This window comes from Caballeronia sp. LZ032, assembly GCF_031451315.1.
Classification (GTDB): domain Bacteria; phylum Pseudomonadota; class Gammaproteobacteria; order Burkholderiales; family Burkholderiaceae; genus Caballeronia.
This window is the reverse complement of record NZ_JARUXP010000001.1, coordinates 1,493,133-1,505,320: the sequence shown is the minus strand read 5'-3', so window position 1 is coordinate 1,505,320 and position 12,188 is coordinate 1,493,133. Positions and strand designations below refer to the sequence as shown.

14 protein-coding genes are annotated in these 12,188 nt (G+C 62.3%); 10 read left to right on the top strand and 4 right to left on the bottom strand.

Annotated elements, in window-relative coordinates:
* Positions 1–5: 5 nt before the first annotated feature.
* Genes QCE69_RS07065 through QCE69_RS07055 form a run of 3 tightly spaced genes read right to left on the bottom strand, consistent with a single transcriptional unit; the run spans position 6 to position 2,113 of the window.
* On the bottom strand, positions 6–383 hold the full coding sequence (locus QCE69_RS07065; RefSeq protein WP_409021172.1) for an FCD domain-containing protein: 378 nt from the start codon (positions 381–383) through the stop codon (positions 6–8).
* Positions 358–1,128, bottom strand: a complete 771-nt coding sequence (locus QCE69_RS07060) for an SDR family oxidoreductase (protein ID WP_309930060.1) — start codon at positions 1,126–1,128, stop codon at positions 358–360. Before QCE69_RS07060 ends, QCE69_RS07065 begins: the two co-directional genes overlap by 26 nt.
* 13 nt (positions 1,129–1,141) lie before the next feature.
* The gene (locus QCE69_RS07055; RefSeq protein ID WP_309931591.1) at positions 1,142–2,113 is read right to left on the bottom strand and encodes a zinc-binding alcohol dehydrogenase family protein; all 972 of its coding nucleotides are present in this window, start codon (positions 2,111–2,113) and stop codon (positions 1,142–1,144) included.
* A gap of 201 nt (positions 2,114–2,314) precedes the next feature.
* Between QCE69_RS07055 and QCE69_RS07050 the strand changes: the two genes are divergently transcribed.
* The 5 genes from QCE69_RS07050 to QCE69_RS07030 all read left to right on the top strand — a co-directional run bounded on the left by QCE69_RS07050 (position 2,315) and on the right by QCE69_RS07030 (position 6,537).
* Complete coding sequence (locus tag QCE69_RS07050) at positions 2,315–2,944, top strand: ABATE domain-containing protein (RefSeq protein ID WP_309931590.1); 630 nt, start codon at positions 2,315–2,317, stop codon at positions 2,942–2,944.
* Between the two features lie 40 nt (positions 2,945–2,984).
* On the top strand, positions 2,985–3,665 hold the full coding sequence (locus QCE69_RS07045; RefSeq protein WP_309930057.1) for a haloacid dehalogenase type II: 681 nt from the start codon (positions 2,985–2,987) through the stop codon (positions 3,663–3,665).
* A gap of 468 nt (positions 3,666–4,133) precedes the next feature.
* Positions 4,134–5,741: an ATP-binding protein gene (locus QCE69_RS07040; protein ID WP_309930055.1), complete on the top strand. Its 1,608-nt coding sequence runs from the start codon at positions 4,134–4,136 to the stop codon at positions 5,739–5,741.
* Complete coding sequence (locus QCE69_RS07035) at positions 5,738–6,163, top strand: response regulator (RefSeq protein WP_309916172.1); 426 nt, start codon at positions 5,738–5,740, stop codon at positions 6,161–6,163. The genes QCE69_RS07040 and QCE69_RS07035 overlap by 4 nt, the downstream gene beginning before the upstream one ends.
* A gap of 116 nt (positions 6,164–6,279) precedes the next feature.
* Positions 6,280–6,537: a hypothetical protein gene (locus QCE69_RS07030; protein ID WP_309916170.1), complete on the top strand. Its 258-nt coding sequence runs from the start codon at positions 6,280–6,282 to the stop codon at positions 6,535–6,537.
* 333 nt (positions 6,538–6,870) lie between these two features.
* Here the strand turns inward: QCE69_RS07030 and QCE69_RS07025 are convergent, their stop codons facing one another.
* Complete coding sequence (locus tag QCE69_RS07025) at positions 6,871–7,188, bottom strand: MerR family transcriptional regulator (RefSeq protein WP_309931588.1); 318 nt, start codon at positions 7,186–7,188, stop codon at positions 6,871–6,873.
* A 14-nt stretch (positions 7,189–7,202) separates the two neighbouring features.
* Here QCE69_RS07025 and QCE69_RS07020 point away from each other — a divergent pair, with 14 nt between their 5' ends.
* From QCE69_RS07020 to QCE69_RS07000, 5 genes are all read left to right on the top strand, one after another.
* Positions 7,203–7,661 (top strand): hypothetical protein, encoded by a 459-nt coding sequence (locus QCE69_RS07020; protein ID WP_309916168.1) that lies wholly within the window; start codon positions 7,203–7,205, stop codon positions 7,659–7,661.
* Positions 7,662–7,849: 188 nt separating this feature from the next.
* Positions 7,850–9,697, top strand: coding sequence for an allophanate hydrolase (gene atzF / locus QCE69_RS07015; protein ID WP_309930054.1), 1,848 nt, complete (start codon positions 7,850–7,852; stop codon positions 9,695–9,697).
* Positions 9,694–10,791 (top strand): BMP family ABC transporter substrate-binding protein, encoded by a 1,098-nt coding sequence (locus QCE69_RS07010; RefSeq protein ID WP_309916163.1) that lies wholly within the window; start codon positions 9,694–9,696, stop codon positions 10,789–10,791. The genes atzF and QCE69_RS07010 overlap by 4 nt, the downstream gene beginning before the upstream one ends.
* A gap of 22 nt (positions 10,792–10,813) precedes the next feature.
* Positions 10,814–11,929 carry an ABC transporter permease gene (locus QCE69_RS07005; RefSeq protein WP_309930051.1) on the top strand — a complete coding sequence of 372 codons (1,116 nt, stop codon included), beginning with the start codon at positions 10,814–10,816 and terminating at the stop codon, positions 11,927–11,929.
* A partial coding sequence (locus QCE69_RS07000) for an ABC transporter permease subunit (RefSeq protein ID WP_409021171.1) occupies positions 11,922–12,188 on the top strand: 267 nt, incomplete at its 3' end. The genes QCE69_RS07005 and QCE69_RS07000, both read left to right, overlap by 8 nt.

Below are 12,188 nucleotides of genomic sequence, written 5' to 3'. Positions count from 1 at the left end.
TACGCCTATTCGGCCTCCGCGCTCCGCAATACATCGAGTGCGGCATCGCATGCGCCGCGCAATAGCTCGCGCATGAGGTCCTGAACATCGGGCGAGCGCGCCACGATGGCGTCGCGGATCTTCGCCGCCATGTCGAACGATGCCCGCATGCGTCCGCCACGCGCCATCGCGATGCGACGCAGGCGCCGCACTGGTCCGATCAGTCCGGCATGGTTGTCCTGCAGAGTGCGGTTATCGGCGATGGTCGTGACGATCGCGTAATAGCGGTCGAGCGCATCGACGTATGCCGACGGGTCGTCCGCATCGACGCTCGCCTGCATGGCTGAGATGACATCTCTGAAGCAACGTTCCCTCCGTTCAGACTGACTTGACCTCGCCGCCATCCATCCGCAATACGCTCCCGGTCATCCACTTGGCAGCAGGCGAGACAAGAAACGCCATCAGTTCCGCCAGTTCTTCGGGCGTGCCATAACGGGCAATACCCGCCGCAGCGGGGAATTGGGCGAGCGCCTGCTCGACGCTCAGACCTTGCAGCGGTGCCCAATGCTCCAGATAAGAACGCCGGCGACCTGTCATGACGGGCCCGGGCAGAACGCTGTTCACTTGCACGCCGTCTGCGATCCCGCGATCCGAAAATGCCTTCGCCAACGCGACGATTGCGGCGTTGATCGTGCCCACTGCTGCATAAGCCGCCTTCGGGAGAAGCGCCGAATTTCCCGACATCAACACCACCGATCCAGATGATGCCTTGAGCGACGGCCAGGCTGCGACCGTGAGTCGGCGAGCGCCATGCAGCTTGAGCTCGAGCCCATCATTCCACTGCTCGTCAGTCATGTCGAACACATCGATCTGTGGCACCGCACCGGCGATATTAAGCAACGCATCGATACGTCCATAGCTCGCCAGCGTTTCGTCGACGATGCCTTGCGCGGCCTCGCGCCGGGCGAGATCGACGTCGAGTACAAGCGTTTGCGCGCCTTGTTCCTGAACTGCTGCCGCGGTCTCTTCCAGATTTGCGCGATTCCGCGCGACGAGGACGATCGAGTCGAAGTCGCGTGCAAGCCGCAAAGCGGTGGCACGTCCGATGCCCTGGCTTGCGCCGGTGACGATGGCTACCTTGTTGCTCATGTTGTCTCTCCAGTTAATGTACGACGACCATCTTTCCATTGGCTTCATTGGCTTCCATCACGCGATGCGCTTCGTGAATCTCATCAAACGAAAACACACGCGAGGGCTTTGCGTTGAACCGACCTGCGGCGACATCTGCGGCAATCGCCTGCAAGGGCACATCCGAGAGCGGAAAACCCGGTGTGCCAAACACAAAGCTGCCGAAGAAAGTCAGATAAACGCCGCTCGACATCTGCAGCAGCGGATTGAAATTGGCGATGGGCGCGAGCCCGCCCAGCCAGCCTGCAAGACATGCGCGACCGCCGCGCCGTAGCATCGCGAGCGAATCGAGAATCGTGCTGTTGCCGACCAGATCGAGCACGGCATCGATCTGCTTCGTTTCCGCAATGCGCCGGCTCAGGTCTGGCCCTTCCAGTTCGACACGCGACACGCGCATCGCTTCGAGCTTCGCAAAGCGAGCGGTATTACGCGTCGTCGCGATCACGTTCGCGCCTGCATTCACCGCGAGATTCACGGCCGCCTGTCCGAACGATGATGTTGCTCCGCGAATGACGACCGTTTCTCCCTTCTTGATGTCGAGGTTGCGAAAAAGCGTTGTCCACGCCGTTGCGTAGGTTTCGGGAATGACAGCGAGCTCCGCCCAGGGCAGGTCGGATTCGATCAGCGCGACGTTCGACACGGGCGCACGCGTGAATTCCGCATAACTGCCGTTGATCGTGCGCCCCAGGCCGCCCATCAACGCAGCCACTTTGGCACCTACCGGAAACTCACCGCCCGGACACGACTTCACAACGCCCACACATTCAATCCCGCTCACCTTGGCTGCTTCGGCCCATTCCCCGCGCCGCATATGCATTTCCGCGTGATTGATGCCGAACGCTTTGATCTCGATGACGACATGCCCTTCCAGTGGCTCTGGCTCGGGGATGTCGGCATATGCAAGGCTGTCGAGGCCGCCGAATTTTTCGAGGACGATGACTCGCATGATGTTCTCCTTGGGTAAGTGACGCGGTGATGTGGTTAAGGGGCGAGCTTCGGCCGATGCTTGCGAAGTACGCCGGAAAGACTCGAAATAGTAACCGTTCAAATCTATTTTAGAAGGTTACTTTTCACGATCGTAACTTGTCAAGATGTTCCTAAGGGGTTACTATTTTTGGCAAGCCCGCTTCGTTGCCGAACTCAAAATATGGAATACCGCTCACTCCCTGCGATCTTCGTTGCCGACGCGACAGGTCTCGACTTCCTGAACTCGATTGCCACGCCGGTCGATGAACCAATTGACTGGATCGCGGACGGCGAAGGATTGTTGTCCTGGCTGGATCAGGCGCGTCTGGTTCCGGGCGACGTGCTTGCGCGCACGCGTTTGCAAATCGCGCCAGCCGAGCTGGACGAGGTCGCCGCGAAGGCTCGCGGCCTGCGCGAATGGTTCAGGCATTTTGTGCAGACGAGAAAGGGGCAGCGGCTAGCAGCCGAAGCGCTGAACGAGCTGGACGCGTTGAACAGCGTGTTGCAGCGCGACGAGAAGCACGGACTGATCGTGGCCGATACGAGCCCGGCAGGCGGGCTCGCCTTCACGATGCAACGCCGGTATTCGACGGCCGAGTCGCTGCTGATGCCGATCGTCGAGGCGCTCGCGAGGCTCGTGTGTGAAGAGGATTTCACCTACGTCAAGGCATGCAAAGGCCCAAAATGCACACTGCTGTTCGCCGATCACACTCACGGTCACGCGCGGCAGTGGTGCAGTATGGCCATTTGCGGAAATCGTGCGAAGGCGGCTGCACACCGCGCGCGGCTCAAGGCCGGTAAGAATGGCTAGCGTGTGTGTCCTGTTCGATAACTCATGTTGAGGAGACGGCATGAATCACATCAAGGCCATTGCGTTCGATCTATACGGGACGTTGTTCGACGTGCACTCGGTCGTCGATCAATGCGACGAGGCGTATCCCGGGCGCGGACGCGAGATCAGCATCATCTGGCGGCAGAAGCAACTCGAATACACCTGGCTGCGCAGCCTGATGGATCGCTACGTGACGTTCGAGCAGGCCACGGAGGATGCCCTGCGCTATGCAACGCGTCATCTGAAGCTGGACCTGAATGATCGAATCCGCACCGCGCTATGCAACGCGTATCTGAAGTTGCAGCCGTTTCCTGAAGTGCCGCACGCGCTGTCACAGTGTCGACAGCGCGGCCTCAAGCTCGCCATCCTGTCGAACGGATCACCGCATTCCATCGCTTCCGTGGTCGACAGCGCGGGGCTGCGCGACTGTTTCGATCATCTGCTGAGCGTCGATCCGGTGCGCATCTACAAGCCCCATGATCGCGCATACGACCTGGCGGAAACGGCGTTCGGCGTTGCACGGGGATCCATCCTTTTTGTTTCGTCGAATGGATGGGACGCGACAGGCGCGCGCTATTTCGGGTTTCCGACCGCGTGGATCAATCGCGGCGACAACACCTTCGAGGAAATGGGCCAGAAGCCGGATTGGACCCTGCGTGGACTCGACGATCTGTCGGCGGTCCTGGATAACCGCGGGTAGTCGCGGGTAGTCGCGGGTGGGCGCGGGTGGGCGCTACGCAGGCGCGAAGCCTTGCTGACGCCCACCGGGCGCGGGATGAAAACGCCGTTCGCAGTTCCGGGCCTTGGCTATCGCGAGGTTGCCGCATCGAGGCGGCGAAGCTGCGCGTCGAGCCTCGATGCGCGCGCCGGGTCCGCGCCCTATGCCGGGAAACGAGCGAATCCGCGTCGCCTTCACGTACGACGTCTTGGTCAATTCAGATCCCAGACGAAGTATTAGTTACCTCGCCTCCGGTCAAGCTGCGCCGGATTGGCGCTGAACGGCGTAAGAAATGCATGCAGGCTCGCAGGGAAAGAAGCGGGGGGCACCAGTAGAAGCGAACCCCGGCGTTTTTCATCTGATAGCAAGGTGATCCCACGCCGGATGAACTCGGCCGCTTTTCCCAGGGCACAGTCGTTGCTCAAGATGAGGTACTTGAGAAACGCCCTTATGAACCTCCTCCTCGATCCCGCCAGGCTGGCCGCCCTGGAAAATTTGCGCATTCTCGACACGCCTGTCGATCGGCATTTCGACGCTTTGACGCGTCTGACCGCGCACGCGCTCCGTGTGCCGCAAGCCTTCATCAATTTCGTCGACGAGGCCCGTACGTGGTGCAAGTCGGCTTGGGGCAGTGTGCGAAAGGCCGTTGCTCACGCCGAATCGCTCTGTGCGCTGGCGCTTCTCGACGGCGAGAACATCGTGGTGTTCGATGCGACGCGTGACGACGGTGTTCGCGCGCACCCTGAGTTCGTCGGCGCGGAAGGCACCGTGTTCTACATGGCATTTGTGCTGAGAACGCCTGAAGGCTTGCCGCTCGGCACGCTCTGTGTCAAGGATCGCGTGTCGCGTGATTTCCTGGTGCACGAGATGGAATTGCTGCAGATGCTAGGGGAGCAGGCCGCTCTGCTCTTGCAGAAGACGCGGCAGGTCGAGGTGACCATCGAGAACGCTCAGCGCAGCCGCGATCAGTTTCTGGCAATGCTCGCGCACGAACTGCGTGCCCCGATGTCGCCGATTCTGACTGCTGTTCAGGTGCTTGGCCGCAGTGAGATCTCCACGCAGCAGCGAAATTGGGCAAAAAGGCTGATCAGCCGGCACGTTCGACACATGGGTCAGATTGTCGAGCATCTTCTTTCCGCCTCATTGGTCTCGCTTGGCGCCATCAAGCTTGAACTGGAGCCGGTGGCTGTCGACGATCTTGTCGATCAGGCGCTCGAAATGACAGAGGGAATTCTGGGGCAGCGGCAGCATCGCGTCACCCGCTCGTCGATCGATCATCCCTGGGTGCTCGCGGACCGTGTCCAGTGTCCGCTCATCATCGCCAACCTTGTGATGAATGCCGCGAAGTACACGCCGGAACATGGCCTCGTCGATATTCATATCGAAGGTAACGGCGAATGGGTAACGTTGTGCGTGACCGACACCGGTATCGGGATTGCCGCGTCTGATATGGACGAGATTTTCCAGGTGTTCGGGCAGAGCGATCGATCGCTCGACCGGGCGCACGGCGGACTGGGACTGGGCCTGCCACTTTCCCGGCGGCTGACGGAGTGGCACGGCGGATCACTGCACGCGCGCAGCGAGGGATTAGGGAAGGGGAGCGAGTTTTTGCTCATGCTCAAGCAAGCCACGCCGATTGCTGAAAGCCCTAAGCAGGAGATTGAAGAGCACGCTGCTGCGGTACTCGACATCATCGTCGTTGACGACAGCGTCGATACGGCGGATGCCTTGGCAATCTACTTCCGGACGTCGGGCCACACGGTGCGCACCGCTTACCGTGCGCACGACGCTATCAGGATGGTGCAGGAGCGCGCGCCCGACGTACTGCTGAGCGACATTGGCCTGCCAGAAATCGATGGGTATGCGCTGGTCCGACAACTCCGCGCACTCCCATCCGGCGCGGACATCTGCGCGATCGCGGTGACGGGGTATGGCAGCACGCAAGACAAGCAGACTGCATTGGCCGCTGGATTCAACAAGCATTTTTCCAAGCCCGTTGATCTTGCCCAGCTCGATGTTGTGTTCAACGATGTAAGCCGCAAGCGAGTTTCACGATGACCTGGGGCATGCGCGGACATGGCGCATCCAGCAGATGGGCCGATCACGGCGACGCGAACGAAGACGAGGCCGCAATGCTTTTCCTGTTTGTTGAAGATGACGAGAACGTGGCCAAGGCGTTCGCAGAACTCGCCGCATCACTTGGGCATCGTGCAGAAGTCGCGCATTCAGGCGGCGAAGCATTGCGCATGACTGGCCGTACGCGTTACGACACGGTGTTTATGGATATTGGCTTGCCCGACATCGATGGGCGCAAGTTGTGTGGCTACATTCGCTCTGCCGGCGCGTCAAACGAAGCCTGCATCGTTGCGGTGACCGGACACCCGGATTTTCGTGAAGAGGCGAATGCTGGCGCATTTGACGGCTATCTTCCCAAGCCCATATCAGCTTCAGACCTGGCGGAACTTATCGCGCGCTGTTGAATGGCGAGCCCTTTTGCACATCTGTCGCCGGGACCGACATATCACAGCATGGTGTGATGGCTGTTCCGGTTGGGGCCACGTTAGTTGGCTCACTCACTAAACATCGGGGAAGGATCATGAACAAGCAAATCAGCAACGATTCCGTATCGAACGAGGATCTACGGGATCAAGAAGACCGGTCGAATGCCGCGGCCGAGCAGGAAAAGGACAGATCTGCCCGAGATGCGCTCGAAGCAGGCGACAAAGAGAAGATCGACAAAACCCTCGACGATCTTCACGTTTCAACGACGGACTCGGGCGAAGATCAGACCTCGAAGCCGGATACCGAGGGTTCAACTTCGTCCAGTAAAAACCTGGACGAGCAGGGCGATTAATGGTCGAGGGGCCGGCTTGTAGACGCGAGCCAGTCCGTTCGTCCCGTGGCCGCAGGTATCATCGCTGGCAGGAAGCAGAAACAGCCGGCCGTTGTTCACAAGCCGCATCGCGCCCACCATCGAGACTGTCTCCGGCGGGTCGCGTTCATCATCGGCGGTGTTGATGGCAAGGACCGCAGCCTTTACGTTTCGCAAGCCCGGTGCAGGAATCGTCGAGCGCGGCTGACGCGCACGGCCACGCTCCGGCGAGAACACCTCATCTGCGAGGCATACTGCCGGAGGTCACTTCGTTTCCGGCACGGAACGGCCTTCGTTGAGCGTCTCCAGAAGACGCTACCGCCGCCGCTCCAGATTGGTGATCTGCTTTTCGATAGAGCGCAAGCGCTCTCGATGCAATGCCTCGGTTTCGGGGCAGGCAGCCGCGCCTTCGATCAAACGCATGCGGTCCGGAAATGAGCGAATGTCGGCAAGGCTGAATCCCGTGGCGATCAGGCGCTGTATCGGCGTAACCTGTGCGATCGCCGCATAAGGAAAGGCACGATAACCATTGCTCGCACGCACCGAAGCGACGAGTCCATGTTCGTCGTAATGGCGAATGGAACGCACGCTCGCGCCGGTTGCGCGTGCTAATTCGCGAACGCTGCGCTGTATCCTTGGCCGCGTCGATGGTGACGTTCGCGCCCAGGCCGACGAGGTCTTTCGCCTATTTCCTCAACAGCTGGCTTCCTGTCATGGTGAGGGGCAATCATTTTTCGATGAGCGACGCCGCCGTGGTCGCCGCGATGATGCAGGTCGGGGGCACGCTCGGAAACATCGTTATCGGATGGGAGATGGATCGCCTCGAGGCTCACACGGTGATGATGGTCACGCTCGTCGCCGCAGGCATTTTTGCGGTTGTTCTGGCGAAGATGACTTTTGAGCTTTCGGGTTTGATGACGATGGTTCCAGCTCTTCATGTTCCTGACGCTACCCATCGGCGTTGCAACCCTTGCCGTTCTTGTGGTCGGCCGGCGCGACGATATGCTCATGCCGACGGTGGCGGCGCGCCAGGCCGAGGCAAAGTGATGGATGCAGCCTGCCTCTGGTTCGGATGCTGGCTGGCATTGCAAGGTGTGGTGCGTTGATCGCGGACTGCGGATGCACCGTCAGGGGCATCCAGCGCACCACGAAGGGTTGCGGCCGACCTGAAATGGATCACATCTTTTCAGCCAACCAGGCGTCCTGTCGTTTAACCGCTTGATTCAAAGGAACTACCATTTCTCTGGCATAGACCGTGCATAACGAGTTCAATCTTGTATTCAAGAATGAACTCATGAAGCCGAAAATCGATGTTCCAGTTACGGTTCGCGCGCTTCTCGATGCTTACCAGAGCGGTGAGACCAATCCGCTGGACGTCGTCGCGGCGACGCTTGCCCGGATCGGAACCAGTGAACGCCCAGAAGCGTGGACGCTCGTCGTCCCGGCGACCGACCTCGAAGCCGTCGCGGCCACTCTCATGCGCGAACAGGCCGAGCACGGTCCTGCGATCTTCACGCGTAAGCCGCTCTTCGGCGTGCCGTTCGCGGTCAAGGACAATATCGACATCGCCGGCTTGCCGACGACGGCCGCATGCCCCGCGTTCGCCTATACGCCGGAGCAGACCGCGTTCGCGGTGCAGCGTCTGATCGACGCAGGCGCGATCCTCGTTGGCAAGACCAATCTCGATCAATTCGCCACCGGACTTGTCGGCACCCGTTCGCCTTACGGCGCTGTACGGCAGGTCGACCACCCGGCTCACGTGTCCGGCGGATCGAGTTCCGGCTCGGCCGTCGCGGTCGCGCAGGGCATCGCGGCGTTCTCGCTGGGCACCGACACCGCCGGCTCGGGCCGTGTGCCTGCCGGCTTCAACGGCATTGTCGGACTGAAACCGACGCTCGGTCTCGTCAGCAAGCGCGGCGTCGTGCCGGCATGCAGGAGCCTGGATACGCTGTCGATTTTCGCTCACGACGTTGCAGATGCCTGGCTCGTGTTGCAACAGATGGCCGCGTTCGATGCGCTCGACGGCTACTCGCGCCGCATCGCCACGCACGGCGTACCGCCGGCTCCGCCGCGCGTGGCGATTCCCGACCGCCTCGAGTTCTTCGGCGACACGCTCGCCGCCGACGCGTTCGCAGCCACGCTCGATGTCATCCGCACGCATCTGCATCTCACGCCCACGACGTTTCCCTTCGTGCCGATGCAGCGTGCCGCCGCGCTGCTCTACGACGGCCCGTGGGTGGCGGAGCGACGCGCGGCGCTCGGCGGGTTCTTCACCTCGAATCGCGCGGACATTGACCCGACGGTCGCGAAAGTCATCGGCCGGGCAGAGGCATTCTCCGCCGCCGACGCGTTCAGCGGCCAATACGAACTCGCGCTGCTCAAGCGCGAGACCGAAGCCCTGTTCGCGATCACCGACGTGCTGATCGTCCCGACGACGCCGACGCATCCCACCATCGCGCAGGTGCAGGCGAATCCGGTGGAAGTGAACAGCCGACTGGGCGTCTATACGAACTTTGTCAATCTGCTGGACCTCTGTGCGCTGGCGGTGCCGTGCCTGCCGCGCGCCGACGGCTTGCCCGCAGGCATCACGTTGATTGGACCCGCGGGAGCGGACCAGCGGCTCGCCGCCCTCGGCGCGCAGATCCAGGCGCTGTTCGATGCAGACCTGACCGACGGCGCCATCGAAGCCCTGCCGCTGCAGGAACCGTCCGTGACGCTCGCCGTGGTCGGCGCGCATTTGCGCGGCATGCCGCTCGAATGGCAGATGCATCAGGCAGGCGGGCGCTTCATTGAAGAGAACACGACCTCGGCGGACTACCGGCTCTTTGCGCTCGCCAGCACGCAGCCGCCCAAACCAGGCCTCGTGCATGCCCAGGAACAGGGGGGCGCCATCGCCATCGAGTTGTGGGAGATGCCGCTGCGCCACTTCGGCGCATTCGTCGCGGCGATTCCCGCGCCGCTCGGCATCGGCACGATCACGACCGGCGACGGTCGCGCCGTGAAGGGCTTCATCTGCGAACCCGGCGCAGTCGCGCCCGCAAGCGGCGCACGCGACATCACTTCTTTCGGCGGCTGGCGCGCGTACCGGCAGAGCCTGGCCGTTTCATCCAACGATCAACCCACACAGGAAGCCACATCATGACCAATCGCCGCCAATTCATTCAGGGCGCCGGCGCGCTCGTGCTCGGCAGCGCATTGCCGTTCGATCTCGCCTTCGGCGCGAGCAATCTGACCGTGGGCGTGATCTATGTCGGTGCGAAGGGCGACTATGGCTACAACCAGGCGCAGGCGCAGGCCGCCGCGATCATCAAGAAGCTGCCCGGCGTGAAAGTGGTCGAGGAGGAGAACGTGCCCGAGACGGTTGCCGTGCAGAAGACCATGGAAGCCATGATCGAGCAGGATGGCGCCACGCTCATTTTCGCGACCTCGTTCGGCTACTTCGATCCCCACGTGCTCAAGATGGCCGCCAAGTATCCGAAGGTGCGCTTCGCGCATTGCGGCGGCTTGTGGAAGCAGGGCAACCCGCCGAACATCGCGAGCTACTTCGGCTATATCGACGAATGCCAGTACCTGAACGGCGTCGTTGCCGGACACGCGAGCAAGAGCAAGAAACTTGGCTTCGTCGCCGCCAAGCCGATTCCGCAAGTGCTGCGCAACATCAACGCCTTTACGCTCGGCGCGCAGTCGGTCGACCCGTCCATCAGCACGCACGTCATCTTCACCGGCGACTGGTCGATGCCGGTGAAGGAAGCCGAGGCCGCCAACAGCCTCGTCGATCAGGGATGCGACGTGCTGACGTGCCACGTCGATGGTCCGAAAGTCGTGATCGAAACCGCGGAGAAGCGCGGCGCAATGAGCTGTGGTTATCACGCGAGCCAGGCCGCGCTGGCGCCGAAGGGCTATCTCACCGGCGCGGAATGGGACTGGGCGACGCCCTTCAAGGAAGTGGTCGGCGATGCCCAGGCTGGCAAGCCGCAACCCAACATTTTGCGCGGCGGGCTGAAGGAAGGCTTCGTCAGGATGTCGCCGTACGGCCCGAAGGTCACGTCCGATGCGAAGGCAGGCGCCGACGCCATCAAGTCGAAGATGGTCGCGGGCGATTACGTGATCTTCAAGGGCCCGCTCAAGGACAACAAGGGCGGCAGCGCCATTGCGTCCGGCACCCAGTACGCGCAGACCGACATCAAGCTCGAGAGCATGAATTATCTCGTGGCGGGTGTCGTCGGGCAGATCTGATTTTCCAGTTCGCGGAGCCAGCATGCGTTCCAATTTCCTGTTACCGCGCCTGGCGCTGGGCGCATTGCCGGCACTGCCGACGCTGTGCGCGCTGATCGGCACGCTGGCGCTGTTCTCGCTGTTCCTGCTGGCGCAGGGACAGCCGGCCGACGACGCGCTCGTGCTCATCGCACAAGGCGCGTTCGGTTCTTCGTTTGCCTGGCAGAGCACGTTGCTGCGGGCCGCACCGCTCATGTTGACCGCGCTGTGCGTGGCAATGCCCGCGCAGGTCGGGCTGATCGTGATCGGTGGCGAGGGCGCGCTGGCGCTCGGCGGACTGGCATCGGCCGTCGTGGCGACGCTCGTGCCCGCGGCGCTGCCGTGGTTCGTCGCCGCACCGCTGATGGCGTTCGCGGGCATGCTCGCAGGCGGGATCTGGATCGGCGCGGTGGGGGCGATGCGGCAGCTGCGCGGCGTCAACGAGAGCATCAGCAGCCTGCTGATGTCGTATATCGCGATTGCGCTGTTCAAGCATCTCGTCGAAGGTCCGTTGCGCGATCCGGCAAGTCTCAACAAGCCCTCGACGCCGCCTGTTCCGGATGCCTTCATGGTCGGTTCGCTGCCGGGCCTCGACGTGCATTGGGGCTTGTTCTGGGGCGCGCTTGCCTGCGTTGCCGCGTGGATCTTCGTGCGCTACAGCACCCGAGGCTTCGCGATGCGCATCGCGGGCGGCAACACCCATGCCGCGAAACTGGTCGGGCTGCCGGTGAACCGGCTCGCGATCGCCGCCTGCGCGCTGGGCGGCGCGGCTGCGGGACTGGCCGGGACGTTCGAAGTCGTGGCGGTGCAGGGCAGCGCGAACGCGTCGTTGCTGGCCGGGTACGGTTACGCCGGCATCCTCGTTGCGTTCGCGGCCCGCCAGAACCCGCTTGCGATCATCCTGTGCGCGGTGCTCGTGGGCGGCATCGAGGCGAGCGGCTCGCTGCTGCAACGCCGCCTGGGCCTGCCCGACGCCACCACGCTCGTCTTGCAAGGCCTGCTGTTCGCGAACCTGCTGGCATGGGAGGCGATGGGCGGCCCTGTGGCGGCATGGCGCATCCGATTGCAGGCGATGACGATCGCGCGTTCGTCGGCTCAACTGGAGGGCAGTCATGTTTGATGCACATTCCCCCATCGCCGTGCTGCTGCTCTCGCTGTTCGCGGGCGCCATTCGCGTCAGCACGCCCTATCTGTTCGTCAGCATCGGCGAATGTCTGACCGAAAAGGGCGGACGCGTGAATCTCGGGCTGGAAGGCATCCTCGTGTCCGGCGCGATGACCGGTTATGCCGCCGCGTATCTGTCCGGCTCGCCATGGCTCGGCGTGCTCGCCGCCGGGTGCGCCGGACTGCTGCTCGGCTGCCTGCACGGTCTCGTGTGC

Coding starts and splice junctions, on each gene's coding strand:
- QCE69_RS07060 (WP_309930060.1), bottom strand. CDS start 1,128: ATGAGCAACAAGGTAGCCATCGTCACCGGCGCAAGCCAGGGCATCGGA.
- QCE69_RS07020 (WP_309916168.1), top strand. CDS start 7,203: ATGGTGACGTTCGCGCCCAGGCCGACGAGGTCTTTCGCCTATTTCCTC.
- QCE69_RS07065 (WP_409021172.1), bottom strand. CDS start 383: ATGGCGGCGAGGTCAAGTCAGTCTGAACGGAGGGAACGTTGCTTCAGA.
- QCE69_RS07005 (WP_309930051.1), top strand. CDS start 10,814: ATGCGTTCCAATTTCCTGTTACCGCGCCTGGCGCTGGGCGCATTGCCG.
- QCE69_RS07030 (WP_309916170.1), top strand. CDS start 6,280: ATGAACAAGCAAATCAGCAACGATTCCGTATCGAACGAGGATCTACGG.
- QCE69_RS07055 (WP_309931591.1), bottom strand. CDS start 2,113: ATGCGAGTCATCGTCCTCGAAAAATTCGGCGGCCTCGACAGCCTTGCA.
- QCE69_RS07040 (WP_309930055.1), top strand. CDS start 4,134: ATGAACCTCCTCCTCGATCCCGCCAGGCTGGCCGCCCTGGAAAATTTG.
- QCE69_RS07050 (WP_309931590.1), top strand. CDS start 2,315: ATGGAATACCGCTCACTCCCTGCGATCTTCGTTGCCGACGCGACAGGT.
- QCE69_RS07010 (WP_309916163.1), top strand. CDS start 9,694: ATGACCAATCGCCGCCAATTCATTCAGGGCGCCGGCGCGCTCGTGCTC.
- atzF (WP_309930054.1), top strand. CDS start 7,850: ATGAAGCCGAAAATCGATGTTCCAGTTACGGTTCGCGCGCTTCTCGAT.
- QCE69_RS07045 (WP_309930057.1), top strand. CDS start 2,985: ATGAATCACATCAAGGCCATTGCGTTCGATCTATACGGGACGTTGTTC.
- QCE69_RS07035 (WP_309916172.1), top strand. CDS start 5,738: ATGACCTGGGGCATGCGCGGACATGGCGCATCCAGCAGATGGGCCGAT.